Annotated in this window: 22 protein-coding genes and 1 pseudogene; 16 read left to right on the top strand and 7 right to left on the bottom strand. The window is 65.9% G+C overall.

Features of this window, described 5'->3' with window-relative positions; all coding sequences use genetic code 11:
• Positions 1-34: 34 nt before the first annotated feature.
• On the bottom strand, positions 35-2,713 hold the full coding sequence (locus NUU27_RS08415) for a bifunctional acetate--CoA ligase family protein/GNAT family N-acetyltransferase (RefSeq protein WP_257761642.1): 2,679 nt from the start codon (positions 2,711-2,713) through the stop codon (positions 35-37).
• 219 nt (positions 2,714-2,932) lie between these two features.
• Entirely contained in the window at positions 2,933-3,769 is an 837-nt protein-coding gene (locus NUU27_RS08420; RefSeq protein ID WP_257761643.1) for a sulfite exporter TauE/SafE family protein, read from the bottom strand.
• 228 nt (positions 3,770-3,997) lie between these two features.
• Here NUU27_RS08420 and NUU27_RS08425 point away from each other — a divergent pair, with 228 nt between their 5' ends.
• The 3 genes from NUU27_RS08425 to NUU27_RS08435 all read left to right on the top strand — a co-directional run bounded on the left by NUU27_RS08425 (position 3,998) and on the right by NUU27_RS08435 (position 7,030).
• The gene (locus NUU27_RS08425) at positions 3,998-4,957 is read left to right on the top strand and encodes a GAF domain-containing protein (protein ID WP_257761644.1); all 960 of its coding nucleotides are present in this window, start codon (positions 3,998-4,000) and stop codon (positions 4,955-4,957) included.
• A gap of 136 nt (positions 4,958-5,093) precedes the next feature.
• Positions 5,094-6,611, top strand: a complete 1,518-nt coding sequence (adh, locus tag NUU27_RS08430) for an aldehyde dehydrogenase (RefSeq protein ID WP_257761645.1) — start codon at positions 5,094-5,096, stop codon at positions 6,609-6,611.
• Between the two features lie 74 nt (positions 6,612-6,685).
• Positions 6,686-7,030 (top strand): DUF779 domain-containing protein, encoded by a 345-nt coding sequence (locus tag NUU27_RS08435; RefSeq protein ID WP_257761646.1) that lies wholly within the window; start codon positions 6,686-6,688, stop codon positions 7,028-7,030.
• Here the strand turns inward: NUU27_RS08435 and NUU27_RS08440 are convergent.
• Positions 7,021-7,602 carry a cupin domain-containing protein gene (locus NUU27_RS08440; RefSeq protein ID WP_257761647.1) on the bottom strand — a complete coding sequence of 194 codons (582 nt, stop codon included), beginning with the start codon at positions 7,600-7,602 and terminating at the stop codon, positions 7,021-7,023. The two genes, NUU27_RS08435 and NUU27_RS08440, sit on opposite strands and share 10 nt — an antisense overlap.
• 388 nt (positions 7,603-7,990) lie before the next feature.
• Here NUU27_RS08440 and NUU27_RS08445 point away from each other — a divergent pair, with 388 nt between their 5' ends.
• From NUU27_RS08445 to nadE, 7 genes are all read left to right on the top strand, one after another.
• On the top strand, positions 7,991-9,376 hold the full coding sequence (locus tag NUU27_RS08445) for an aspartate aminotransferase family protein (RefSeq protein ID WP_257761648.1): 1,386 nt from the start codon (positions 7,991-7,993) through the stop codon (positions 9,374-9,376).
• A gap of 71 nt (positions 9,377-9,447) precedes the next feature.
• Positions 9,448-10,500: an ABC transporter substrate-binding protein gene (locus NUU27_RS08450; protein WP_257761649.1), complete on the top strand. Its 1,053-nt coding sequence runs from the start codon at positions 9,448-9,450 to the stop codon at positions 10,498-10,500.
• Between the two features lie 166 nt (positions 10,501-10,666).
• The gene (locus tag NUU27_RS08455) at positions 10,667-11,734 is read left to right on the top strand and encodes an ABC transporter ATP-binding protein (RefSeq protein WP_257761650.1); all 1,068 of its coding nucleotides are present in this window, start codon (positions 10,667-10,669) and stop codon (positions 11,732-11,734) included.
• Positions 11,731-12,906 (top strand): ABC transporter permease, encoded by a 1,176-nt coding sequence (locus NUU27_RS08460; RefSeq protein ID WP_257761651.1) that lies wholly within the window; start codon positions 11,731-11,733, stop codon positions 12,904-12,906. The genes NUU27_RS08455 and NUU27_RS08460 overlap by 4 nt, the downstream gene beginning before the upstream one ends.
• Position 12,907: 1 nt before the next feature.
• Entirely contained in the window at positions 12,908-13,693 is a 786-nt protein-coding gene (locus NUU27_RS08465) for an ABC transporter permease (RefSeq protein WP_257761652.1), read from the top strand.
• Positions 13,694-14,284: 591 nt separating this feature from the next.
• Complete coding sequence (locus tag NUU27_RS08470) at positions 14,285-14,623, top strand: acyl carrier protein (protein ID WP_308219956.1); 339 nt, start codon at positions 14,285-14,287, stop codon at positions 14,621-14,623.
• On the top strand, positions 14,620-15,609 hold the full coding sequence (gene nadE, locus NUU27_RS08475; protein WP_257761653.1) for an NAD(+) synthase: 990 nt from the start codon (positions 14,620-14,622) through the stop codon (positions 15,607-15,609). Before NUU27_RS08470 ends, nadE begins: the two co-directional genes overlap by 4 nt.
• On the opposite strand, the gene NUU27_RS08480 is transcribed toward nadE, so the two are convergent.
• The 3 genes from NUU27_RS08480 to rocF all read right to left on the bottom strand — a co-directional run bounded on the left by NUU27_RS08480 (position 15,603) and on the right by rocF (position 18,570).
• The gene (locus NUU27_RS08480) at positions 15,603-16,391 is read right to left on the bottom strand and encodes an IclR family transcriptional regulator (RefSeq protein WP_257761654.1); all 789 of its coding nucleotides are present in this window, start codon (positions 16,389-16,391) and stop codon (positions 15,603-15,605) included. The genes nadE and NUU27_RS08480 overlap by 7 nt on opposite strands.
• 164 nt (positions 16,392-16,555) lie before the next feature.
• The gene (locus NUU27_RS08485; RefSeq protein ID WP_257761655.1) at positions 16,556-17,641 is read right to left on the bottom strand and encodes an ornithine cyclodeaminase; all 1,086 of its coding nucleotides are present in this window, start codon (positions 17,639-17,641) and stop codon (positions 16,556-16,558) included.
• Positions 17,642-17,646: 5 nt separating this feature from the next.
• Positions 17,647-18,570, bottom strand: a complete 924-nt coding sequence (rocF, locus tag NUU27_RS08490; RefSeq protein WP_257761656.1) for an arginase — start codon at positions 18,568-18,570, stop codon at positions 17,647-17,649.
• 124 nt (positions 18,571-18,694) lie between these two features.
• Between rocF and NUU27_RS08495 the strand changes: the two genes are divergently transcribed.
• The gene (locus tag NUU27_RS08495; RefSeq protein WP_257761657.1) at positions 18,695-19,132 is read left to right on the top strand and encodes an Lrp/AsnC family transcriptional regulator; all 438 of its coding nucleotides are present in this window, start codon (positions 18,695-18,697) and stop codon (positions 19,130-19,132) included.
• 59 nt (positions 19,133-19,191) lie between these two features.
• Here the strand turns inward: NUU27_RS08495 and NUU27_RS08500 are convergent, their stop codons facing one another.
• Positions 19,192-20,631, bottom strand: coding sequence for an NAD-dependent succinate-semialdehyde dehydrogenase (locus tag NUU27_RS08500; protein ID WP_257761664.1), 1,440 nt, complete (start codon positions 20,629-20,631; stop codon positions 19,192-19,194).
• 266 nt (positions 20,632-20,897) lie between these two features.
• On the opposite strand from NUU27_RS08500, the gene NUU27_RS08505 reads away from it, so the two are divergent.
• From NUU27_RS08505 to NUU27_RS08525, 5 genes and pseudogenes are all read left to right on the top strand, one after another.
• The gene (locus tag NUU27_RS08505) at positions 20,898-21,245 is read left to right on the top strand and encodes a helix-turn-helix transcriptional regulator (protein WP_257761658.1); all 348 of its coding nucleotides are present in this window, start codon (positions 20,898-20,900) and stop codon (positions 21,243-21,245) included.
• Between the two features lie 97 nt (positions 21,246-21,342).
• Positions 21,343-22,239, top strand: a complete 897-nt coding sequence (locus tag NUU27_RS08510) for an MBL fold metallo-hydrolase (RefSeq protein WP_257761659.1) — start codon at positions 21,343-21,345, stop codon at positions 22,237-22,239.
• 25 nt (positions 22,240-22,264) lie between these two features.
• Positions 22,265-24,055, top strand: a complete 1,791-nt coding sequence (locus NUU27_RS08515) for a SulP family inorganic anion transporter (RefSeq protein WP_257761660.1) — start codon at positions 22,265-22,267, stop codon at positions 24,053-24,055.
• A gap of 123 nt (positions 24,056-24,178) precedes the next feature.
• Positions 24,179-24,751: a GbsR/MarR family transcriptional regulator gene (locus tag NUU27_RS08520; protein WP_257761661.1), complete on the top strand. Its 573-nt coding sequence runs from the start codon at positions 24,179-24,181 to the stop codon at positions 24,749-24,751.
• A pseudogene (locus NUU27_RS08525) lies at positions 24,748-25,011 on the top strand (thiol reductant ABC exporter subunit CydD); the annotation flags it as partial. The gene NUU27_RS08520 and the pseudogene NUU27_RS08525, both read left to right, overlap by 4 nt.

Genomic DNA, 25,011 nt, shown 5'->3' on the forward strand with positions numbered 1-25,011 from the left:
GTAAGGGTGAGGGGCGATCTCCCGACGCCACCATCTACAACGCCAGCGACACCGTGATCACCCCCGCCTCGCTGCCGCCTTCCTTGACCTCGAAGCCGAACTCCCGGCACATGTTCAGCATCTTCGTGTTGTCGGACAGAACGATGCCCTCGATGGCGCCGATGCCTTCCGCCTTGCCGTAATCGATGAGCTGCTTCAGCAGCGCGAAGCCGAGGCCGTGGCCCTGCAGGTCGGTGCGCACCAGAAGGCCGTATTCGGCCACCTCCTTGTCCGGATCGGACGACAGGCGGCCGATGCCCGCCATCTCGCCGTCCTCGGCCCGGAGCGCGATGAAAGCCATGTCGCGCTCGTAGTCGAGCTGGGTCAGCCGCAGCAGCATCTCGTCCGGGAAATGCTTGCGCGGCGCGAGGAAGCGGAAGCGGATGTCCTCCGGTGAGACGCGGGCGAGAAAATCCGGGAACAGGGCCACATCCGCCGGCTTGATGGGCCGCAGATGATAGGGATGGCCTTCGAGGTCGACGTCCTTCTCCCAGCCGTCTGGATAGGGCCTGATGGCGATGTCCGGGTTCGGCCCCTTGCGATCGATCTGCGAAGGCTCGATCTCGAGGCGCGCGTCGAGCGCCACGACGCCCTCGCTGTCGGCGATCAGCGGATTGATGTCCATGCCCTTGATGCAGGGGAAATCGACGATCATCTGCGACATGGCGTTGAGCGCCCCGATAATCGCCTCGCGATCGGCCGGCGCGCGGTCGCGATAGCCGGCGAGCAGCTTGCCGATGCGCGTCGAGGCCAGAAGATCGCCGGCCAGCACGTCGTCGAGCGGCGGCAGGGCGATGGCCGTGTCGTCGACCACCTCGACCGAGGTGCCGCCGGCGCCGAACAGCACCACCGGGCCGAAGACGGGATCCTGGCTGACGCCGAGGATCAGCTCATGCGCATGCTTGCGCGAGACCATCGGCTGCACGACGAACCCTTCGAGCGCCGCTTCGGAGCCCGCCTCCTGCAGGCGCCGCACGATCGCTTCGGCAGCAGCCGTGGCCGCTTCCGGCGTCTTCAGATCGAGCGCCACGCCGCCCACATCCGATTTGTGGCTGATCGTCTTCGACAGCAGTTTGACGACCACGCGGGCCGACGTTTCGAGGAGCTTTCCGGCGGCCCCGCCGACAGCCTGCGGCGTCTCGACCACGACAGTCTCCGGCACCGGAATGCCGTAGGCGGCGATCGCCGCCTTCGCCTCGGGCTCGGTCAGCATGCGCCGCCCCTCGGCGGCCGCCTGGCGCAGAATCGACGCCAGCGCCTCGCGATCGCCCCGCACATCCTCGCTGCGGCTGGACGGCACACGGGTCAGCGCCTTCTGCGCCCGCGACCACTCGCCGAGATAGGAGAGCGCCGCGGTGGCGCTCGACGGCGTGCTGAAATTCGCAATGCCGGCATCCTGCAGGATGCGTCGCCCCTCGCGCGCTTTCTCCTCGCCCAGCCAGCAGGTGATCAGCGGCTTGCCATTGACCTTGCCGCGATCGGCCAGGGCGGCGACCGCCCGCGCCGCATCCGAGGGCGAGGCAAGGCCGGTCGGACAGTTGAACACCAGAACCGCATCCGTGTTCTGGTCGTCGGCGACCGCCAGGACGGCCTCGCTGTAGCGTTCCGCCGGCGCGTCGCCGATGATGTCGGCCGGATTGGCGTGCGACCAGTTGGGCGGCAGCGCGCGGTCGAGCCGCTCCAGCGTGTGCGGTGTGAATTCGGCCAGCGCACCGTTGAGGTCTATCAGCCGGTCGACGGCGAGCACCCCGGCACCGCCGCCATTGCTGACGATGCCCACCTGCGAGCGCTGCAGCGGCGCGAAGCGGGCGAGGATCTCGGCCGCATCGAACAGCTCGCCGAGATCGATGACGCGCAGGATGCCGGCACGCCGCAGCGCCGCCTCCACCACGCGATCGGCGCCCGACAGCGCCCCGGTGTGCGTGGCCGCCGCCTTGGCCGCCTCGGCATGCCGGCCGGCCTTGATGGCGATGACCGGCTTGAGACGCGCCGCCGCGCGCGCCGCGGTCATGAATTTGCGCGGGCTGGGGACGGTCTCCAGATACATCAGGATGCCGCGCGTCCGGCCGTCGCCGGCGAGCATCTCCAGATAATCGCCGACATCGACGTCGGCCATGTCACCGAGCGAGACGATGTGCGAGAAGCCTATCCCCTCCGCCGCCGCCCAATCGACGAGAGAGGTGGCGATGGCGCCGGATTGGGAAAGCAGGGCCAGCCCGCCGGATTTCGGCTGCATATGGGCGAAGCTGGCATTGAACTTCATCGGCGGCACCATCAGCCCGACCGTGTTCGGCCCGATGATGCGGAAGAGATACGGCTTGGCGGCGTCGAGCATCGCCTGCCGCAGGCCGTTCTCGCGCGTCAGCCCGGCGGTGATGACCACCGCGGCGCGCGTTCCCTTCTTGCCGAGTTCGCCGATAAGGCCCGGCACGGCTTGCGGCGGCGTGAGGATGACGGCGAGGTCCGGCACGGCGGGAATGTCGCGTACCCTGCGATAGCAACGCCGGCCGGCGACCTCGGTGTATTTCGGATTGACCGGCCAGATCTCCCCCTCGAAGCCTCCGACGAGGAGATTCTGCATGACGATTTGGCCCACCGCGCCCGGCCGGTTGGACGCGCCGAGCACGGCGACCGAGGTCGGGCGGGCGGCGAACTCGAGATTGCGGATCGTCATGGGCGGAACCTCCGGTGGCCGCTAGATCGCGATGATTTTGGATTGATTCAATCCAAAATCATAAACGCGAACGCTTTCGAGAAGTTAGAGCGGGATGCGGGCGGAAAACCGCTTCACACTTTTCCTCATCCCGCTCTAAGTGCGCAACGCACTATAGCCGCAACCCGCAAGAGGAATGCAAGTCGCCGAGCGCAGTTCCCGATCAAACGCAGTCAGGACCTATGAGGTGAGCATCCTGATCGCCGTGATGGCCAGGAACAGCGCGAAGACGCGCTTCAGGTTCTTCGCGTCGAGGGCGTGCGCCAGCCGCGTGCCGAGCGGGGCGAAGAGATAGCTGACGGGAGCGATGATCAAGGCCGCGGGCAGGCTCACATAGCCGAGGCTGCCCGGCGGCAGCCCTTCGACGCCGAGCCCGGCATAGAGAAAGCCGGCGACGCCCGGCACGGCGATCAGCAACCCCATCGCCGCTGCCGTACCGACGGCGCGGTGGGCCGGGAAGGAGAAGGCGGAAAGCGTCGGCACCGACAGGGTGCCGCCGCCAATGCCCATCAGCGAGGAGATGATGCCGATGACGCCCGCGATCAGCCGGTTGATCCATTTGCTGACCGGCAGCGCTTCGGACACGACCAGGGTTTTCGGCAGGGCCATGTTGACGGCGACCAGCAGGCCGACGACGCCGAAAATGGCGCGCAGGCTGTCGCCGGAGACGACCTTCGCCAGACCGCCGCCGATCAATGCCCCGACGAACACCGCCGGCCCCCACAGCCTGAGAAGACTGCGATCGACCGTACCCCGCTTGGCGTGCGAGCGCATGGAGGAGATCGACGTCGGTATGATGGTCGCCAGCGACGTGGCGACCGCCAGGTGGCTCGCGTGTTCGGGCGCGATCCTGAAGGTGTGCAGCACCCAGAAGAGCACGGGCACGATGACGATGCCGCCGCCCACGCCGAGCAGGCCCGCCAGGATGCCGCCGATCATGCCGGTGACCGCCATGCCGGCTATCAGCACCGCAATGGTCGTGGCATCGAAGGTGGAGGGATCGAATGCGAGTTCCAAAACTGTCCGTCCTTGTGATGGGATTGCACCGCCGGCCGCATGGATAGCCGCCGACAGCGGCCGCGTCGAGAGAATATGAACGACCGCGCATCGCGGCGCCCACCTCCCTTGGTATTAACCCTTCGGCGTATTGACAGACGCGGCGCCGACGGCAGACTTGCGAGGAACCGCTATCGGCCCCGGACCGGGAAAGTGGAGAAGCAAGAGAAGGGCCGCGGGAGGAAAAACATGGACGGACGCAGTCTTCTGCACCATTCAGACAGGGTTCTTGCGGCGATCGATGCCAACCGGTCGGCCAGATCGGCGCTCGTCGCCTCCTGGCAGCGCTCGTGCAGGCTGCACCAGCTCGACCCGGCGGAGCGCCGGGCGCCGCGCCGCATCTCCGATCGCGAGCTGGCGGAGGCGCGGCAGCGGCTGGAGCCTTTGATCCGCTCGGCCCAGGCCGCGCTCGACCAGCTCTTCCTCGCCGTCGGCGGCGTCGGCTGCTGCGTCCTTCTGGCCGACCGCGAGGGCATTCCTCTCGAACGCCGCGGCGCCCCCGGCGATGACGAGACCTTCCGCCAGTGGGGCCTGTGGACCGGCACGGTGTGGAGCGAGGAGAGCGAAGGCACCAACGGCATCGGCACCTGCCTGGTGGAACGCCGCACGCTGACGATCCACCGCGACCAGCACTTCCATTCGCGCAACACGCTGCTCTCCTGCACCACCGCGCCCGTGCACGATCATGAGGGCCGGCTGGCCGGCGCGCTCGACGTCTCGTCCTGCCGCGCCGACCTGACCGAGGGCTTCGTCAGCCTGATCGCCACGGCGGCCGGCGACGCGGCCCGCCGTATCGAGGCGGAGAGCCTTCGCCTGGCCTATCCGAAAGCACGGATCATGCTCCTGCCGTCGGCCGACGCCGGCGCGCTGATCGCAGTGGACGGGGACGATCTGGTGATCGGCGCCACCCGCACGGCGCGCGGTGCCCTCGGGCTTGCTGCCGGGCCGCTCGACCCGTTTCCTGCCGCCGAGGTGCTGGGCGGCCGGGAGCGAGCCGGCATCTGTCTTTCGGACGCCGAGCGCGGCGCCTTGCTGCGCGCCCTGGCAAGCGCCGGCGGCAACGTCTCGCAGGCCGCCCGCAGGCTCGGCATCTCGCGCGCCACGATGCATCGGAAGATGGCGCGGCTCGGGATCCGGCGCCCTCACTGACGTTTTCGGCATCGACCTGTCGCAGTTCTGCGACAGGTGCGCCGGGCGCGCTCTCTTCCCCTGGCTGACAGCACCGCCTTTCCCTCCCATCCTTCCTTCATGCCGCAGGAGGCGGCGTTGAAATCGGGAGGTCTTCATGAACAAGGTGGAATTCGCGCGCACCGCGAAAATGCCCTTCGCCAAGCGCTACGACAACTATATCGGCGGCCGTTGGGTCGCCCCGCAGTCGGGCCGCTATTTCGACAACATCTCGCCGGTGACCGGCCGCCCGCTGGGCGAGATCGCCCGCTCGGAAGCTGCCGACATCGAGCTGGCGCTCGACGCTGCCCACAAGGCAAAGGACGCCTGGGGCAGGACGAGCCCGGCCGAGCGCGCCCTGCTGCTCAACCGCATCGCCGACAGGATGGAGGAGAATCTCGATCTCCTGGCGCTCGCCGAGACCTGGGACAACGGCAAGCCGATCCGCGAGACGACAGCCGCCGACCTGCCGCTGGCCATCGACCATTTCCGCTATTTCGCCGGCGCGCTGCGCAGCCAGGAGGGCTCGATCTCGGAGATCGACCACGACACGATCGCCTATCATTTCCACGAGCCTCTGGGCGTCGTCGGCCAGATCATCCCGTGGAACTTCCCGCTGCTGATGGCCTGCTGGAAGCTCGCCCCGGCGCTCGCCGCCGGCAATTGCGTGGTGCTGAAGCCGGCCGAGCAGACCCCGGCCACGATCATGCTGTGGGCCGACCTGATAGGCGACATCCTGCCCGACGGCGTCCTCAACATCGTCAACGGCTTCGGGCTCGAGGCGGGCAAGCCGCTCGCCTCCTCCAGCCGCATCGCCAAGATCGCCTTCACCGGCGAGACGACGACCGGCCGCCTGATCATGCAATATGCCAGCCAGAACCTCATTCCCGTGACGCTGGAGCTCGGCGGCAAATCGCCCAACATCTTCTTCAAGGACGTGACGGCGGAGGACGATGACTTCTTCGACAAGGCCATCGAGGGCTTCGTCATGTTCGCGCTCAACCAGGGCGAGGTCTGCACCTGCCCGAGCCGCGCCCTCATCCACGAGGCAATCTATGACGAGTTCATGGAGCGCGCCCTGAAGCGCGTCGAAGCCATCATCCAGGGCGACCCGCTCGACCCCGCCACCATGGTCGGCGCCCAGGCCTCTTCCGAGCAACTGGAAAAGATCCTGAGCTACATCGATATCGGCCGGCAGGAAGGCGCTGAGGTGCTGACCGGCGGCGAGCAGGCCCATCTGCCGGGAGACCTCGCCGGCGGCTATTACGTCAAGCCGACGGTCTTCAAGGGCCACAACAAGATGCGCATCTTCCAGGAGGAGATCTTCGGCCCGGTCGTTTCCGTCACCACCTTCAAGGATGACGACGAGGCGCTGACGATCGCCAACGACACGCTCTACGGGCTGGGAGCCGGCATCTGGAGCCGCGACGCCAATCGGCTCTACCGCTTCGGCCGCTCGATCCAGGCCGGCCGCGTTTGGACCAACTGCTATCACGCCTACCCGGCCCATGCGGCCTTCGGCGGCTACAAGCAGTCCGGACTCGGCCGCGAGACGCACAAGATGATGCTCGACCACTACCAGCAGACCAAGAACATGCTGGTGAGCTACAGCCCGAAGAAGCTCGGCTTCTTCTGATCCGCCTCCCCTCCCAGGACGGACGGTGGCGCGGGGCAGTCTCCCGCGCCGCCACGCGTCAGCCGGAGAAGACCATGCATGACAAGGTTTCCGCGACGCCGGCAGCGCTGGCGCTTCTGGGCGAGATCATCGCCGACCACGGGCCGGTGCTCTTCCACCAGTCGGGCGGCTGCTGCGACGGCTCCTCGCCCATGTGCTATCCGAGAGGCGACTTCATCGTCGGCGAACAGGACGTGCTGCTCGGCGCCATCGGCGACACGCCCGTCTACATCAGCGCCGCGCAGTTCGAAGCCTGGAAGCACACCGATCTGGTCATCGACGTGGTGCCGGGGCGTGGCGGGATGTTCTCCCTCGACAATGGACGCGAACAGCGCTTCCTGACGCGCTCACGCGTGTGCCAGGTTCCACCTCACAGATAGGGCGGCGTGCAGGCGGAAACGACCACGGTTCGGCGGTCTGAAAGATTGCGGAAACGATGCGGGATGCGGCTGTCGAAAAGATAGGCCTCGCCCGCCGTCAGGATACGGAACTGATCGCCGACATTGAGCGCCAGCTCCCCCTCCACCACATAGCCCCCCTCGCTCGAGGCATGCTGCAGCATGGATTCGCCCGTGTCCGCACCCGGCTCATAGACCTCATGCAGGATCTGCAGATTGTGCAGCCGCGCATCGCCAATCTGGCGCAGGATCTCGAGACCGGCTCCCGAGACGCCGGGATTGATCGCCACGCGCGACGTCAGGTCGACCAGTTCGTCGGCCGAAAAATAGGGCCCCGGCTTGAGCTGCCGCTCGGGCTCGAAGAAATCGGCCATGCTGACGCCCATGCCGCCGAGCACCTTGCGCAGCGTGGCGATGGAGGGGCTGATCTTGTTCTTCTCGATATTGGAAATCTGCGCATGCGGCACGCCGGCCTGCTCGGCAAGCTGCCGCTGCGACAGCTTGCTGGCGCTGCGCATCGCCTTCAGGCGTATTCCGATATCGAAATCTTCCATGCCTCTCCCGATCGTCGTCCGGCCCGGCCGCGGCTCCCCCTGCAGCGGCAGAAGACTCTCGCACGATTTGCGAGGCGAGCCTAGCCGGCGGCAGGAAATTTGCTCAAGAAATCAGAAGAGAATGGCGCAGATACGGGCCATGCTTTCATCGCGGTCAGCTCGTCCTAATATAAATTTTTCCATTAAAAATCATATAGTTAGTCGAATCAAACATTTACTCTAAATGGAAAGCCCTGAGGACCAAAATCGCTCAAAATATTGAGCGCCAGATTGCCTCGACCGGAAATGGGTGCTACGCATTTCGGACTGCGCATAATCGATCGGCGACCGGCACGATCCGGACCTCCGGCGCTGAAAGTCTACAGTCATTTCCAAGCAGGACAAGCCGATGAACGACAAACCCAACTCCATCGAAGCCCGCGATATCGCCTATCACCTGCATTCCTACACGAATGCGAAAAAGCATCTGGAGACGGGTCCGCTGGTGATCGACCGTGGCGAAGGCATCTACGTCTACGACAACAACGGCAGGAAATACATCGAGGCCATGGCCGGCCTGTGGAGCGTCGGCGTCGGCTTCAACGAGCAGCGGCTGGTGAAGGCGGCCACCGAGCAGATGCAGAAGCTGCCCTACTACCACACCTTCACGCACAAGTCGCACGGGCCGGTGATCGAGCTGGCGGAGAAGCTGGTCGGCCTTGCGCCGGTGCCCATGAGCAAGGCGTTCTTCACCAATTCCGGCTCGGAGGCGATCGACACGGCGCTGAAGCTGATCTGGTACCGCTCCAACGCGCTCGGCAAGCACGAGAAGAAGAAGATCATCGTGCGCAACCGCGCCTATCACGGCGTGACGATCGCCGGCGCCTGCCTGACCAGCCTGCCGGCGAACCACAAGTCGTTCGATCTGATCGTGCCGAACGTTCTGCGCATGACCTGCCCGCATCACTGGCGCGAGGCGATGCCCGGCGAAAGCGAGGAGGCGTTCGCCACCCGCCTTGCCAAGGAGCTGGAGGACGCCATCCTGGCCGAAGGCCCCGAGACGGTCGCCGCCATGTTCGCGGAACCGGTGCAGGGCGCCGGCGGCGTCGTCGTGCCGCCCGCCACCTATTGGGAGAAGGTGCAGGCGGTGTTGAAGAAATACGACGTGCTGCTGGTCGCCGACGAGGTGATCTGCGGCTTCGGCCGCACGGGCACGATGTTCGGCTCCACCACCTTCGGCATCGAGCCCGACATCATGGTGATGTCGAAGCAGCTTTCCTCCTCCTACATGCCGGCCTCGGCCCTGATGATCAACGACAAGGTCTTCGAGCCGATCATGGAGGAGAGCAACAGGATCGGCACGCTCGGCCACGGCTACACGGCGAGCGGCCACCCGGTGGCGGCCGCCGTGGCGCTGGAGAACCTGAAGATCATCGAGGAACGCGACCTGGTCGGCAACGCCGCGGCGATGGGCGAGCGGCTGAGAAGCGGCCTTGCCGCGCTTGCCGATCATCCTCTGGTCGGCGAAGTGCGCGGCGTCGGCCTGATCGCCGCCGTGGAGCTGGTCACCGACAAGGCGGCCAAAAAGGCGCTGGAGGCGCCGGGAGCGCTGGGCGCGCTGGTCAACGGCCACCTGCAGGAAGTCGGCGTGATCAGCCGCGCCATGACCGATGCCGTGGCCTTCTGCCCGCCGCTCATCATCACGGCTTCCGAGGTGGACGACCTGCTCGCCCGCTTCAAGACCGGGCTGGACAACGCGCTTTCCGCACTACCGAAGGACGCCGTCCCGGCATAGGATACGGTGGGCGCGCCGTTCAGGAAATGCGATCGGAAACGCAATCAAAAGAAGCAAAAACGGAGGGTGACATGCGTTTGAAGACGAAGACGTGGTTATGCATCGGGGCACTTGCCGCCGCGACGGGGCTTGCCGGCGTCCCGGCCGGCGCGCGCGACCTGACGGTCGTCTCCTGGGGAGGCACCTATCAGGACGCGCAGCGCGACATCTACTTCAAGCCGTTTTCCGAAAAGCTCGGAAAGCCGGTGCTCGACGAGGCCTGGAACGGCGGCTACGGCGTGCTGCAGGCGAAAGTGAAGGCCGGCGCGCCCAACTGGGACGTCGTGCAGGTGGAGGCCGAGGAGCTGGAACTCGGCTGCGGCGACGGCCTCTTCGAGCCCATTGATTGGGACAAGCTCGGCGGCGAGGACAAGTTCCTCGACAGCGCCGTGAACGAATGCGGCGTCGGCGCCATCGTCTGGTCGACGGCCATCGCCTATGACGCTGACAAGCTGGCCGACGGGCCGCAATCCTGGGCCGATTTCTGGGACACGGCGAAGTTCCCCGGCAAGCGCTCGCTCCGCAAGGGGCCGAAATACACGCTCGAATTCGCCCTGCTGGCCGACGGCGTGAGCGCCGAAGAGCTCTACGACGTGCTTTCCACGCCCGAAGGCGTGGACCGCGCCTTCGCCAAGCTCGAGGAGATCCGCGACGATATCGTGTGGTGGGAAGCCGGCGCCCAGCCGCTGCAGTTCCTCGCTTCCGGGGAAGTGGTGATGGCCTCCGCCTATAACGGCCGCATCACCGGCATCAACCGCTCGGAAGGCCGCAATTTCAAGGTCGTCTGGCCTGGCAGCATCTATGCCGTCGACAGCTGGGTGATCCTGAAGGACGCCGAGAACAAGGACGCCGGCATGGATTTCATCGCCTTTGCCAGCGAGCCGGAAAACCAGAAGAAGCTGCCGGAATTCGTCGCCTACGGCCTGCCGAACAAGGAAGCGGCCGGCATGGTGAGCGAGGAGTATGAGGCGGACCTTCCGACGACCGAGAAGAATCTCGAAGGCGCCATCTCGCTCGACGTGGATTTCTGGATCGACAATTCCGAAGCCCTTACCGAGCGCTTCAACGCCTGGCTCGCCCAGTAACCCCTTCGGCCGGCGCATCGGACGGAGCGGCTTGCCGCCCATTCGATGCGCCCTCTCGGCCGGGCGCGCGCCCGGCCTCCCAGGAACACAACACCAGTGGTGCGATCCCAACAGATGGGTACCATCTGTTTCGGTCAGACCACCAGGACAGCCACGGGAGAGGCTCTTGAGCGACTTGCGCATCCGCTTCGACCATGTGACCAAGTTCTATGGCTCGCTGTGCGTCGTCGACGATCTCGACCTCAACATCGCCAAGGGCGAATTCGTCAGCCTCCTCGGCCCCTCGGGATCCGGCAAGACCACGCTGCTGATGATGCTCGCCGGCTTCGAGCGGCCGACCAAAGGAAGGATCCTGGTCGATGGCGAGGTGGTCGACGACACCCCCACATACAAGCGCGACATGGGCGTGGTCTTCCAGAGCTATGCGCTTTTCCCCCACATGACGGTGGGCGGCAATGTCGCCTTTCCGCTTGAGATGCGCGGTGTCGGCAAGGCCGAGATCGCCGAGCGAGTGGCGAAGGTGCTCGACATGGTCCAGCTCAGCGCCATGCGCGACCGCTGGCCGGCACAGCTCTCCGGCGGACAGCAGCAGCGCGTGGCCCTTGCCCGCGCCCTCGTTTTCGAGCCGCGCGTGGTGCTGATGGACGAGCCGCTCGGCGCGCTCGACAAGAATTTGCGCGAACAGATGCAGCTCGACATCCGCGCGCTGCACAACCGGCTGGGGCTGACGATCGTCTTCGTCACGCACGACCAGTCGGAGGCCTTGACCATGTCCGACAGGATCGCCGTCTTCAACAAGGGCAAGATCGAGCAGATCGGCACACCGCAGGAGATCTACGACCATCCGCAGACCCGCTTCGTGGCGAGCTTCATCGGCGAAACGAACCTGCTGGAAGGGGTCATCGACGGCAGCGCAGGAAACAGCCTGCGGGTGCGGCTGCCGGATGGACGGCAGATTGCCGCCGCCGCCTCGCAGGCCCTTTCCACCGGCGAAAACGTGCTCGTGTCGATCCGCCCTGAGCGCATCCGCCTCGATGATCTGCACGGCGGGGAGAACATGCTTTCGGCGCGGGTGGCCGACAGCGTCTACCAGGGCAATCACCTGCGCATCCAGCTCGACCAGGGCGCCCACAATTTCGTCGTCCATCTCGACCGCAAGGCCGAGCAGCATCCGCCGGGCGCGGATGTCGTGGCCCGCTTTCAGCCCGATGATTGCTGGGTCATCCGCGCATGAGCGGCACGGACAGGAAGAAGCATCTGGGCAGTCTGGCACTGATCGCGCCGCTGCTCGTCTTCATCGCCGTGTTCTTCCTGTGGCCTCTGGCGACGATGATGTCGCAGGCCGTTTCCGACACGGCCGTGCTCAAGCTTCTGCCGCAGACGGCGGCGGCATCGCGCGGATGGGATCCCGAAACACCGCCGACGGCAGAGATGAAGGCCGCTCTGGCAGCCGATCTGCAGGCCGTCGACGACCGGCAGGCGCTTGGCGACATGACCCGGCGCCTGAACAGCGCGCAGGCCGGCTTCCGCACGCTGATGTCGCGCACCACCCGGGCGCTGCGCAGCGAACAGGTTCCCGATCTCGGTGAGATCGACGAGCGCTGGGACGATCCGCGCTACTGGCAGGCGATCGTCGGCGCGCTGTCGCCGACCACGGATCGCTATCTCCTCGCCGCCGTCGATCTCGAGCGTGACGTCTCGGGCGAGATCGTCGCCATGCCGGAGACGGCGTCGGCGAACCGGGCCATCATGCTCAGGACCTTCTGGGTCGCCGCGCTGGTGACGGTCGCCTGCCTTGCCATCGGCTTTCCCTACGCCATGCTGATCGCCTCCACCGACGGCTGGAAGCGCCAGGTTCTGCTCGCCGCCGTGCTGCTGCCCTTATGGACCTCGCTTCTGGTGCGCACGGCGGCATGGTTCATCATCCTGCAGGACAACGGGCTGATCAACACGATCCTCGTCGGCCTCGGTCTCACCGGTGGGCCTGTGCCGTTGATCTTCAACCGCACCGGCGTCGTGATTGCCATGACGCATGTGCTGCTGCCCTTCATGGTGCTGCCGATCTACAGCGTCCTCGTCTCGATCCCGGACAATCTGATGCGCGCCGCCGCCTCGCTCGGCGCGCATCCCATGCGGGCCTTCCTGCGCGTGCTCCTGCCGCTCAGCCTGCGCGGCATCGCCTCCGGTTCGCTGCTCGTCTTCATGACCGCCATCGGCTACTACATCACACCCGCCCTGATCGGCGGCGCCGGCGACCAGATGATCAGCTCCGTCATCGCCTTCTACGCAACGGGCTCGGCGAACTGGGGCATGGCCGGTGCCCTCGGCATCGTCCTGCTCATAGTCACCATCCTGCTCTATGCGATCTACGGCCGGCTTTCCTCGGCCGAGGAAAGGAGGGGCTGAGATGTTCCAGGGGCTGCGCCTGTCCTTCGGCGTCCTGGCAGTGGTCTTCCTGATCGCGCCGCTCGTCGCCATCCTACCGCTGGCCTTCACCTCCAGCCTGTTCCTCACCTATCCGATCCCGCAGCTCTCGCTGCGCTGGTTCGATGAATTGTTCACCGCCGCCTCGTGGAAACGGGCGATCTTCAACAGTCTCGTCATCGGCGGCGGCACCACGCTCCTGGCCACCGTGCTCGGCACCATGGCCGCCCTTGGGCTCAGAAGCTGGCGCCTGCCCTTCAAGGGCACAGTGCGCACGCTGTTCCTGCTCCCGATGGTGGTTCCGGCCGTGGTGATGGGCGTCGGCATGCAGGTGCTGTTCGTACGGCTCGGCATCGCCTCGAGCTATCTCGGCGTCATCGTCGCCCATACGGTGGTGGCCATTCCCTTCGTGGTCGTCAGCGTGATCGGCGGGCTCGGCGGCATCGACCAACGCGTCGAGCTCGCCGCAGCCAGCCTCGGCGCCTCGCCGCTCACCGTGTTTCGCCGGGTGACCCTGCCGCTCGCCATGCCGGGAATCCTGTCGGGCGCCGTCCTCGCCTTCGCCACCTCGCTCGACGAGGTGGTGCTGACCCTGTTCGTCGCAGGGCCGAATCAGCGCACGCTGGCGCGGCAGATGTTCGCCACCATCCGCGAGAACATCAGCCCCGCCATCGCGGCGGCGGCTTTCCTGTTCATCGTCGGCACGATCCTTCTTGCAGCCATCGGGCTCCTGATACGCGCGCGAATCAAGGCGCGCCGCGGCGTCTGAGCGGACTTGGCCCGGTATCCGGAGCGCAAGCATCGCGAAAGTTTTAAGCGCCATGACCGAGTGACTTTCACGCGGCTTTCCGGTATATGCAGGTTTTCAGCAAGAGCATTCTCAAAACACTTTTTAGAACCTTTGAAGCACAACCACGGAAGATAACCCAGGCGTGCATCGAACAACGTCAGGACTTCGACCGTGAAGGAAATTCGCCCATTGGAGTTGAGCAACGTCCCGCGCCGCGCCTTCGGCGCAGCCGGCGCATCGGCATCGGCGCGGCGCTTGCGGCCGTTACGGTTTGCAGGGCTTCTCCGCCGGTTTCCTCGCGGGGCCGGCGGCAAGCCGCGTCCCCGCTGCTATTGCGCCTCCAAGGCCCTGTTACGGCCGCAGCGCTTTTGCCGTATCCATTCCTCTAGCCGCGCCTTTTTCAGGGCCGGTTTCGAGCGGCCATATGCCGTCTTCTCACGGCGTTGCCGCCTGGCGCGCCCGGCCGCCTTCATCGACAGTCTTTCCACGCAGATCTGGCAAGGGAGCTCGCCCGCGCGTGCACGGCAGCAGGGCGCGCTGTGCCTCTCGCAGATCGTCCGGAGGATCCGCATGCCCAATTCCGTCAACACCGAGATCCGCAGCTTTATCGTCGAGACCTTCCTGCTCGGCGACCACAGCCAGCTTCCCGACGACGATGTGTCGCTGACCGACCGCGACATCGTCGATTCGGCGGGCATCCTGGAACTCGTGTCCTTCCTGGAAGAACATTTCGACATCCCCGTTGCCGATCCGGAGATCGTGCCGGAGAATTTCGACACCATCGCCCGCCTCGCTGCCTTCATCACCGGCAAGCTCGCTCAGCAAGGCTGCAGCAGGGGCAAGGCTCCGGCCGCGAGCGGCAGAACGGGCGGCAACCACGCCGCGAAGAAGGCCTCGTGGGTGCCATGACCGGTATCGGGAAGCGCTTCTGCGAGAAGGCGCTGAGGCTGAACGCGACCGCGGAGGTCGAGCGCATCGCCCGCTGGCTGCGCACCGAGCTGCGCCAGGTCCTGCGCAAGCGCGGCTTCGTCATCGGCCTTTCCGGCGGCATCGATTCCAGCGTCTGCGCGGCGCTGGCGGCGCGTGCCGTCGGCCCCGAGCGGGTCTTCTGCCTGCTCATGCCGGAGCGCGAATCCGACCCGGAGAGCTTGCATCTGGGCAAGTGCCTTGCCGGGGCGCTCGGGCTCGACGGCGCGATCGAGGACATCAGCCCGACCCTGGAAGCGATGGGCTGCTATGAGCGGCGCGACGCCTTCATCCGCCAGGCGGTTCCCGATTACGGCGAAGGCTGGGCCTCGAAGATCGTCATCAACACCGCGCTGACCACAAGGGCCTACAACATCTCTTCGCTGGTCGTGCGCCGGCCCGACCGTACGATCCAGAAGCATCGGCTCGCGCCGCACGTCTATCTCGGCATCGTCGCCGCCACCAACATGAAGCAGCGCACGCGCAAGCAGCTCGAATACTATCATGCCGACCGGCTCAACTATGCGGTCATCGGCACGCAGAACCGGCTCGAGCACGACCAGGGTTTCTTCGTGAAGAACGGCGACGGGGCCGCGGACGTGAAGCCCATCGCCCACCTGTACAAGTCGCAGGTCTACCAATTGGCGAACCATCTGGGCATTCCCAGACGGATCTGCTGTCGCACGCCCACGACCGACACCTACTCCCTGTCGCAAACCCATGAAGAGTTTTTCTTCGCGCTGCCCTACCGCGAGATGGACCTGTGCCTCTACGGCCTGGAGCACGACATTCCGGCCGGCGAGGTGGCGGCGGCAACCGGCCTCAGCGAGCGGCAGGTCGGCCTGGTCTGGCGCGACATGGTCGCCAAGCGCAAAGCCGGAAATTATCTGCACCAACCGGCGCGGATGATCCCGCAGGCCGGCTATTGATCTTCCGCCACCGGTCGTCCTGAGGAGCGGCTGATGTCCTGACCGGAAGCCAGGGACGCCACGAGCGGCATCAACTCGTCGATGATCGCTGCGAACGTCTCTTCGGGAAGATGCCTGGCCGGCGCAGCGCAGGTGATCGACATCGCTCCGCCGAGCGCGGAGGAGCGCAGCGGGATGGCGACGGCGTTGATATCGGGATGCCAGCCCCCCAGCGACCGTATCGTGCCGGTCTCGGCGGCCTCCTCCAGGGCCCTTTCGAGGCCTGCGAAAAGCGCCGGCCAGGTTTCGCGATCGCGCGCTTTGAGGAGGGGCATGATCCCCTTGCGTTCGGCTTCGCTGAGGGTGGCGAGGATCGCATGGCCGGTCGCCGTACCCAGAAGGGGGATGCGCGAGCCGACCTCGAGTCGCAATGTCAGCAGCGTCGAGGCGCTGTGACAGACTTCCAGGCATAAGGCATCCGTCCCTTCCAGAACCGCCAGGGAAACATGCACCCGATGACGGTCGGCGAGGCTCTGCAGAAGCGGTCGCATGGCGGCGATGAAGCGCGTCTCCCGGTGCACGCCGCAGCCGAGCGTCAGCACCCTGGCGCCCAGCCGAAAACGCCGGTGGGTGGAACTGTAGTGGAGCAGGCCCATCGCCCGCAGTGACTTCGCCAGCCGCGCGACGGTCGGCGCCGGCAGGCCGGTGCGCGCCGTGAGATCGGAGTTGGACAGCCAGACCGGCGCTTCGGCAAAGGCGGCAAGCAGGCTCAGCCCGCGCGACAAGGCCGTGGAAATCGACATGTCCCTGTCGCCATGCAAGCCTCGTTGCCGGGCACTTGCCACTCAAACCCCCGTCCCGCATCCGATACCACCGCCGTCAATTTAGCAGCCGAGCCCCGATGCCTGCAACCAATGACGCTTGCACCGCCGGCCGGAGCAGCCGCGCCTTGCTCCGCATGCCAGGGTCAGGCGCTCCGGCGCGCTGCCAGAAGCGACGAACCGGGGAAGCGCAGCAGCATGCCGAAGAGATCGCGCGGCTCGTCGGGGTCGGCGAGAAGATCGAGATCGACATAGTGGCTGGTGCCGGCCAGCCGGTCCCGGACATAGCGCAGGGCGGAAAAGTCCTCCGTGGCGAAGCCGACGGAATCGAACAGCGTGATCTGCCGCGCATCGCGCCGCCCGCCGGCCTTGCCGGCGATCACCCGCCAGAGCTCCTCGACGGGATGATCGGCATCGAGCTGCTGGATCTCGCCCTCGATGCGCGTCTGCGGCGGATATTCGACGAAGATGTCGGAGCGCAGCAGGATGTCGCGGTGCAATTCGGTCTTGCCGGGGCAGTCGCCGCCCACCGCGTTGATATGGACGCCGGAGCCGACCATGTTGTCGGTGAGGATGGTCGCATACTGCTTGTCGGCGGTGACTGTGGTGATGATGTCGGCTCCTTCGACCGCCTCCTGCGCGGTCGAACAGGCCGTCATGTCGAAGCCGAGGCCGGCAAGGTTGCGCAGGCACTTCTGCGTCGCCTGGCGATCGATGTCGAAGAAGCGCAGCCGGTCGATGCCGAGCAGCGCCTTGAAGGCCATCGCCTGGAATTCGGCCTGGGCGCCGTTGCCGATGATGGCCATGCATCGCGCGCCCTCGGGCGCCAGATATTTCGCCGCCAGCGCCGAGGTGGCGGCCGTGCGCAGCGCCGTCAGGATGGTCATCTCGGAAATGAGCAGCGGGTAGCCGGTGCCGACATCGGCGTAGACGCCGAAGGCCGTCACCGTCTGCCGCCCCTCACGCGTGTTCTTCGGATGACCGTTCACATACTTGAAGCCGTAGTGCCTGCCGTCGCTGGTCGGCATCAGCTCGATCACGCCCTCGCGGCTGTGCGAGGCGACGCGCGGCGTCTTGTCGAAATCCTCCCAGCGGCGAAAATCCTCCTCGATATAGGCGGCAAGCTCCGTCAGGAACCGCTCGACGCCGATCTCCAGCACCAGTTCCATCATATGGTGGACGCTGACGAAGGGAACGAGATTCAGGTGACGGTCGGCGAGATCGGCGGTCATGGCGGTCAATGGCTCCTTGTCGGGCGATCCATGATGCGCCGGCCCATCAGGCTGGCGGTCAGGTCGACGAGCAGGATCGCGGTGCGTCCGCGCTCGTCGAGGAACGGGTTGAGTTCCACCAGGTCGAGGCTGGTGACGAGGCCGGCGTCGTGCAGCATCTCCATGGCCAGGTGAGCCTCGCGGAAGGTGGCGCCGCCCGGCACGGTGGTGCCGACCGCCGGGGCGATCGACGGATCCAGGAAATCGACGTCGAGGCTGACATGCAGCATGCCGTTCTCCGCCGCCACCCGCTCCAGGAAGGCGCGCAGAAGCGGCGCGATGCCGTGCTCGTCGATGGCGCGCATGTCGTGGATGGTGACGCCCGCCCTCATGAGCGCCTCCCGCTCGGCCGGATCGACGCTGCGCAGGCCGAGCGTGCAGATGCGGCCTGGATCGACGGGCGCCGCAAGTTTCGGGAAATAGCCCTCGAAGCCCTGCTGGCCGGCCGCATAGGCCAGCGGCACACCGTGCAGATTGCCGCTGGCGGTGGTTTCAAGTGTATGGAAATCGGGATGCGCATCGAGCCACAGGACGAACAGCGGCCGGCCTGTCTCGGCGGCGCGCCGGGCTATCCCCGAGACGGAGCCGGCCGACAGGCTGTGGTCGCCGCCGAGAAAGATCGGCATCGCGTCGGCACTGGCGGTATAGGCCGCTTCGGCGATCGCTTCCGTCCAGGCGACGATCTCCGGCAGCGCCTTGAGCGCCATGTTGCCGTGCGCCATCGGCCGCATCGCTGCCGCCGGCGTGACGGCACCCATGTCGCTCACCGTATGGCCGAGCTCGTGCAGCGCCGAGATCAGGCCGGCAGCGCGCAGGGCGCTCGGCCCCATGTCGCATCCCATGCGGCCCGCACCGTCCTGCACGCCCGCTCCGAGTATCCTGCAACGCATCGCCCGACCCCGTTTGTTCGATGCAGCTATTCGAGCGCAGGATGGCGGCGGAATGAACAATGCATTTTGCCATATTCGCAAATTTAATTTATCGTTTTGACATTATCCTATAGCGAAATGGACAATGGATCAGCTGGACGAACGACTCATCACCTTGCTGAGACATGACGGGCGGCGCGGCATTTCCGATCTGGCGCTCGATCTCGGCGTGTCGCGCGCGACCGTGCGCAGCCGCATGGCGCGCCTCGAGCGATCGGGCGCCATCCTCGGCTACACGGTGATCCTGCGCGCCGATGCGGTGGACGCGCCGGTGCGCGGCATCATGATGGTGGAAATCGAGGGACGGGTGGCCGATCGGGTCGTCCATGCGCTGAGCGGCTTTGCCGAAGTGTCGGCGATCCACACCACCAACGGACGCTGGGACATCATCGTCGAGCTCGCGGCGGCAACGCTGACGGATCTCGATGCGGTGCTGCGCCGCATCCGGCTGATCCCCGGCATCATGGCGAGCGAGACCAGCCTGCTGCTCGCCACCCCGCACAGCACGAGGGCGCGGCTTTGAACCGCGCCCCCTGAATGTGAAGGCCGCACGTCCGGGGGACGAGCGGTGTTGTGCGAAAATCAGACCGACTGCGAGACGAACTTGGTGACGAGGTAAGCCTCGATCGCCTCGGAACCGCCTTCCGTGCCATGGCCGGAATCCTTGATGCCGCCGAACGGCACTTCCGGCAGCGCCAGACCGTTGTGGTTGATCGTCGTCATGCCGGCCTCGATGCGCAGGCCGAGCTGCTGCGCCGTGTCGGCCGAACCGGTGAAGGCATAGCTCGCCAGGCCGAAGGGCAGCCGGTTCGATTCCGCGATCACCTCGTCCAGCGTCGAGAAGCGGTTGAACACCGCCACGGGACCGAAAGGTTCCTCATTCATGATGCGCGCCGTCTTCGGCACGTTGGAGATCACGGTCGGCTCAAAGAAATTGCCCTTGTTGCCGATGCGGCGTCCGCCGGTCTTGAGGTCGGCGCCGGCCGCCACGGCATCGGCGATCAGTTCCTCCAGCGCGCTGACGCGACGCTCGTTGGCGAGGGGGCCCATCTGCGTGCCCTCTTCGAGGCCGTTGCCGACCTTGATGCTCTGTGCCGCCGCGGTGAACGCATCGAGGAATTCGTCATGCACGCCGTCCTGGATCAGGAAGCGGGTCGGCGAAACGCAGACCTGGCCGGCATTGCGGAACTTCGACGCGGCCAGCACCTTCACGGCCTTGCCGACATCCGCATCGTCGAACACGATCGCCGGAGCATGGCCGCCCAGCTCCATGGTAGCGCGCTTCATATGCTGGCCCGCCAGCGCGGACAGATGCTTGCCGACCGGCGTCGAACCCGTGAAGGAGATCTTGCGGATCACCGGATGCGCAATGAGGTATTCCGAAATCTCGGCCGGCACGCCATAGACCAGGTTGACGACGCCTGCCGGGACGCCGGCATCCACGAAGGCGCGGATCAGCTCGGCGGGAGACGCAGGCGTCTCTTCCGGCGCCTTGACGATGATCGAGCAGCCGGCCGCCAGCGCGCCCGAGAGCTTGCGCACCACCTGGTTGATTGGGAAGTTCCAGGGCGTGAAGGCGGCGACCGGACCGACCGGCAGCTTGATCGCCATCTGCATGACGCCGGGCACACGGGCCGGGATGATCTGGCCATAGGTGCGGCGCGCCTCTTCGGCGAACCAGTCGATGATATCGGCCGCCGCCATGGTTTCCACCTTGGCCTCCGCCACCGGCTTGCCCTGCTCGCGCGTCATGATGCCGGCGATGGCGTCGGCCCGTTCGCGCAGGAGATTGGCCGCCTTGCGCATGATCTTGGACCGCTCATAGGCCGAGGTGCCGCTCCACACCTTGAAGCCCTTGTCGACGGCGGCGAGGGCCGCGTCGAGATCCTGCCGCGTCGCATGGGCGACCACGCCGATCTTGTCGCCCGTCGCCGGGTCGACCACATCGATCGACTTGCCTTCGACGCCATCGCGCCATGCGCCGTCGATCAAGAGCTTGGTGGATGGATAGCTGCCGCTCATGCTGGTCACGGTTGGACTCCTCTCACTATGGCTTGGAAGCAATTTGACCTGGATGTCGGTCGCTGAGCCGCGACCCGCGTGGCAAGGAGGTAGGCCGCTCCGGCGAGTTGCGCAAGCCCGCAACGGCAAACGGAGCGCATATAATAGTTTCAATTTTTCGATTGCATTTTTTTGCAATTATCTGTTTGATCCTTCCGGATGAACTGCGAAGACGCCATGCCGAGAACAGCTCGCCCGCCTGTGTTCCTGTCAGCGGGGCAAAACCGATGAACCGTATGCTCTCCTGTGAAGCCGCCGGCATGAAGGATCATGTCGACGAGGCTTCCGGATTCCTGAAGAAGCTCTCGAATCCGGATCGGCTGCTCATCTGCTGCGCCCTGTCGGACGGCGAGTGCTCGGTGGGCCGCCTCGAGGAGTTGCTGGACATCCGCCAGCCCGGCCTGTCGCAGCAGATCGGCGCCCTCAGGGAGGCCGGGCTGATCGCCGGACGCAAGGAGGGCAAGCAGGTCTTCTACAGGCTGGCCGACCCGCGCATCCGCCTGTTCATCTCGACCATGCATCGGCTGTTCTGCGGGCAGGATGCAACGCCGGCATCAGCCGCGATCGACGCATGATCCCATGTCCTTCGCGTATCCGCACAAATCAGGCCGACCATTGCGGCCATATTCATAGGTCCTGACCCTAATTTCGATACCAGTTCCGGAGACCAGAATGTCCGACCCGCTTCCGTTCACCCCCGATCTCGCGGTCAAGCCCGAAGTCGTGGCGTTCTTCGACGAGCCGACCAACACGATCAGCTACATCGTCCGCGATCCCGCTTCGAAAGCCTGCGCGGTGATCGATTCCGTGATGGACATCGACTACGCGGCCGGCCGGATCACGCATGAGGGAGCGGAGCGGATCATTGCCCACATCCGCCGCGAGGGCTGGGAGCTCGAGTGGCTGATCGAGACCCATGTGCACGCCGACCACCTGTCGGGGGCGCCCTACATCCAGCAGACGCTGGGCGGCAAGCTGGGCATCGGCGAGAACATCACCATCGTCCAGGAAACGTTCGGCAAGGTCTTCAACGAGGGAACCGAGTTCCAGCGCGACGGGTCGCAATTCGACCGGCTGTTCAGGGATGGCGACAGCTACCGGATCGGCGCGATGACGGCGCATGTGATGCACACGCCGGGGCACACGCCGGCCTGCATGACCCATATGATCGGCGATGCGGCCTTCGTCGGCGACACGCTCTTCATGCCCGACGGCGGCTCGGCACGCGCCGACTTTCCCGGCGGCGACGCCCGCACCCTCTACCGCTCGATCCAGCGCGTGCTTTCGCTGCCAGGCGAGACGCGGCTCTTCATGTGCCACGACTACGGTCCGAACGGGCGCGAGATCCGCTGGGAGACCACCGTCGCGGAAGAGAAGGAGCACAACATCCATGTCGGCGGCGGCGTCAGCGAGGACGAGTTCGTGACGATGCGCGAGGAGCGTGACGCGACCTTGTCGATGCCGAAGCTGATCATCCCCTCGCTGCAGGTCAACATGCGGGCCGGCAAGCTGCCGCCCAAGGACGCGGACGGCCGGACCTTCCTCAAGGTGCCCGTCAACACCCTGTGAACCGAACAGCACAAGCAGGGTCGCCATGACCGGCATCGCCAGACACCTTCCCATCCTCGAATGGGGCCGGCACTACGACCGTGCCGTGCTCGCCAGCGACCTGGTGGCGGCGGTGATTGTGACCATCATGCTGATCCCGCAATCGCTGGCCTATGCGATGCTGGCCGGCCTGCCCCCGCAGATCGGGCTCTACGCATCGATCCTGCCCCTGGTGGCCTACGGCCTGTTCGGCACCAGCCGCACGCTGGCGGTCGGCCCCGTCGCCGTTGTCTCCCTGATGACGGCCTCCGCCGTCGGCCAGATCGCGGCCCAGGGCACCGCAGACTATCTGACGGCCGCCATCGTTCTGGCGCTCCTGTCCGGCCTCATGCTGACGCTGATGGGTGTCTTCAGGCTCGGCTTTCTCGCCAACTTCCTCAGCCATCCGGTGATCTCAGGCTTCATCACCGCATCGGCGCTGCTGATCGCCTCCAGCCAGCTCAAGCATATTCTCGGCGTTTCGGTGCAGGGCGACACGCTGCCGGAGATCCTGAGCGGACTCGTCGGCAGCGCCGGAAAAGCCAATCCCATCACGGCCGCTATCGGCCTCGGGGCGATCCTCTTCCTCTACGTCGCCCGCACGCGGATGAAACGGGCGCTGACCGGCATCGGTCTTGCGGCACGTCCGGCCGACATCCTCACCAAGGCCGCTCCGATACTGGCGGTCGCCGTTACGGTGTTCCTGGCGAATGCGTTCGATCTCGGCGCACGTGGCGTGAAGCTCGTCGGCGACATTCCGCGCGGCCTGCCGGTGCCCGGCCTGCCCACCGTCTCTCTGGAGCTGATCGCGACGCTGGCGATGCCGGCTTTCCTGATCAGCGTCATCGGCTTCGTCGAGTCCGTTTCCGTGGCGCAGACGCTCGCTTCGAAGCGCCGTCAGCGGATCGTGCCCGACCAGGAACTGATCGGCCTCGGCGCAGCCAACATCGCCTCCGGCCTGTCATCGGGCTATCCCGTCACCGGCGGCCTCGCCCGCTCGGTGGTGAATTTCGACGCCGGCGCGCAAACGCCGGCCGCCGGCATGTTCACGGCGGTGGGCATCGCGCTGGCAACCCTGTTCCTGACCCCGCTCCTGATGGACCTGCCGCAGGCGACGCTTGCCGCGACGGTGATCGTCGCGGTGCTGTCGCTGGTGGATTTCAAGGCGATCCGGCGCATCCACGACTACTCCCGGGCCGATTTCGCCGCCATGGTGGCGACGGTTCTCGTCACCCTCCTCTGGGGCGTCGAGCCCGGCGTCGTCTCCGGCGTCCTCCTGTCGCTCGCCCTCTTCCTCTACCGCACCAGCAAGCCGCATATGGCCGTGGTGGGGCAGGTTCCCGGCACCGAGCATTTCCGCAACATCGACCGCCACGACGTCATCACCGACCCGGCGATCCTGTCGGTTCGCGTCGATGAGAGCCTCTATTTCGCCAACAGCCGTTATCTGGAGGACCGCATCGCCAAGCTGGTGGCCGACTGCCCCAACCTCAAGCATGTCGTCCTGATGTGCCCGGCCGTCAACGCCATCGACGCCAGTGCGCTGGAAAGCCTGGAGGAGATCAACCACCGTCTGAAGGATGCCGGCATCACGTTTCACCTGAGCGAGATCAAGGGGCCCGTGATGGACCGGCTGAGGAAGACGGACTTCCTGGACCAGCTCACGGGCAGGGTCTTCCTCAGCCAGTTCGAAGCGGTCTCGGCGCTTCGCAATCGGAACGACGCCGGGCATACGCAGCCCACGCAGCGCACCGATGCGGGCAAGATGCCGCTCGATCCGAGCCCCTCGCTTCCGTAAGCCAGGCGAGCAACCGGCCGCTTCCCGCCCTCCGGCGCCGCGACAAATCGGCCGGTTGACGCCCGTTGCGGCGCGCATACATAAGTTTCAGAAATTTCTGAAATTTCAGACAAAGCCGCAATCATGAACCTGCCACCGCTGATTCAATCCTTCGTCCTCCATTTCGGCGAAATGGGGAGCCGCTGGGGCATCAACCGCACCGTCGGCCAGATCTACGCCCTGCTCTATGCCTCCTCGGGGCCGCTCTGCGCCGACGACATCGTCGAGGCGCTGGCCATCTCCCGATCCAACGTGTCCATGAGCCTGCGCGAACTGCAGGCCTGGAACCTGGTGATCTTGCGGCATATTCCAGGAGACCGGCGGGATTTCTTCACCACGCCTGATGATGTCTGGCAGATTCTGAGAACTCTTGCGGAAGAGCGGAAGAAACGCGAAGTTGATCCCACACTTTCTGTGCTGCGAGAGCTCCTGATGCAGAAGCCTGGAAACGAGCAGGAACGTTACGCGCAATCCCGGCTGGCCGAGATGAACGCGCTGATCGAGCAGTTGACCAACTGGTACGACGACGTGAAGCGGCTCGACACGGAAAGGCTGGCGACGCTGTTGAGCCTCGGCGCGAAGGTGACCAAGCTGCTCGACGCCAAGGACCGCATCGTCTCCATCGGCCGCAAACGCACGGAGCCCGGCAAGCCATGACGCTCGAGGCTGCCATCGGAAGGCACCGGGCACGCACCGCCGGCCTGCCGGCTGTCGGCAAGACTTCGGCCAGCAAACCGATGGCGCGGATCGGCGCCCTCCCCGTGGCGTTGCAATCGGCCGCGTCCCTCATGTGGATCCCCCAGGCGGCGCTTCTGGCGCTGGCGGTCGGCGGCATCGCCGCCGGCGAAGGCGCCGCGGCGGCCATTGCGCCCGCCCTCGGCATCCTGCTGATCGGTGCGGCACGGGCGATGGCCGAG

Origin of the sequence: Nitratireductor sp. ZSWI3 (genome assembly GCF_024655565.1) — a bacterium.
Classification (GTDB): Bacteria; Pseudomonadota; Alphaproteobacteria; order Rhizobiales; family Rhizobiaceae; genus Nitratireductor.

Coding starts and splice junctions, on each gene's coding strand:
- NUU27_RS08415 (WP_257761642.1), bottom strand. CDS start 2,713: ATGACGATCCGCAATCTCGAGTTCGCCGCCCGCCCGACCTCGGTCGCC.
- NUU27_RS08425 (WP_257761644.1), top strand. CDS start 3,998: ATGGACGGACGCAGTCTTCTGCACCATTCAGACAGGGTTCTTGCGGCG.
- adh (WP_257761645.1), top strand. CDS start 5,094: ATGAACAAGGTGGAATTCGCGCGCACCGCGAAAATGCCCTTCGCCAAG.
- NUU27_RS08435 (WP_257761646.1), top strand. CDS start 6,686: ATGCATGACAAGGTTTCCGCGACGCCGGCAGCGCTGGCGCTTCTGGGC.
- NUU27_RS08440 (WP_257761647.1), bottom strand. CDS start 7,602: ATGGAAGATTTCGATATCGGAATACGCCTGAAGGCGATGCGCAGCGCC.
- NUU27_RS08445 (WP_257761648.1), top strand. CDS start 7,991: ATGAACGACAAACCCAACTCCATCGAAGCCCGCGATATCGCCTATCAC.
- NUU27_RS08450 (WP_257761649.1), top strand. CDS start 9,448: ATGCGTTTGAAGACGAAGACGTGGTTATGCATCGGGGCACTTGCCGCC.
- NUU27_RS08460 (WP_257761651.1), top strand. CDS start 11,731: ATGAGCGGCACGGACAGGAAGAAGCATCTGGGCAGTCTGGCACTGATC.
- NUU27_RS08465 (WP_257761652.1), top strand. CDS start 12,908: ATGTTCCAGGGGCTGCGCCTGTCCTTCGGCGTCCTGGCAGTGGTCTTC.
- NUU27_RS08470 (WP_308219956.1), top strand. CDS start 14,285: ATGCCCAATTCCGTCAACACCGAGATCCGCAGCTTTATCGTCGAGACC.
- nadE (WP_257761653.1), top strand. CDS start 14,620: ATGACCGGTATCGGGAAGCGCTTCTGCGAGAAGGCGCTGAGGCTGAAC.
- NUU27_RS08480 (WP_257761654.1), bottom strand. CDS start 16,391: ATGTCGATTTCCACGGCCTTGTCGCGCGGGCTGAGCCTGCTTGCCGCC.
- NUU27_RS08485 (WP_257761655.1), bottom strand. CDS start 17,641: ATGACCGCCGATCTCGCCGACCGTCACCTGAATCTCGTTCCCTTCGTC.
- rocF (WP_257761656.1), bottom strand. CDS start 18,570: ATGCGTTGCAGGATACTCGGAGCGGGCGTGCAGGACGGTGCGGGCCGC.
- NUU27_RS08495 (WP_257761657.1), top strand. CDS start 18,695: ATGGATCAGCTGGACGAACGACTCATCACCTTGCTGAGACATGACGGG.
- NUU27_RS08500 (WP_257761664.1), bottom strand. CDS start 20,631: ATGAGCGGCAGCTATCCATCCACCAAGCTCTTGATCGACGGCGCATGG.
- NUU27_RS08505 (WP_257761658.1), top strand. CDS start 20,898: ATGAACCGTATGCTCTCCTGTGAAGCCGCCGGCATGAAGGATCATGTC.
- NUU27_RS08510 (WP_257761659.1), top strand. CDS start 21,343: ATGTCCGACCCGCTTCCGTTCACCCCCGATCTCGCGGTCAAGCCCGAA.
- NUU27_RS08515 (WP_257761660.1), top strand. CDS start 22,265: ATGACCGGCATCGCCAGACACCTTCCCATCCTCGAATGGGGCCGGCAC.
- NUU27_RS08520 (WP_257761661.1), top strand. CDS start 24,179: ATGAACCTGCCACCGCTGATTCAATCCTTCGTCCTCCATTTCGGCGAA.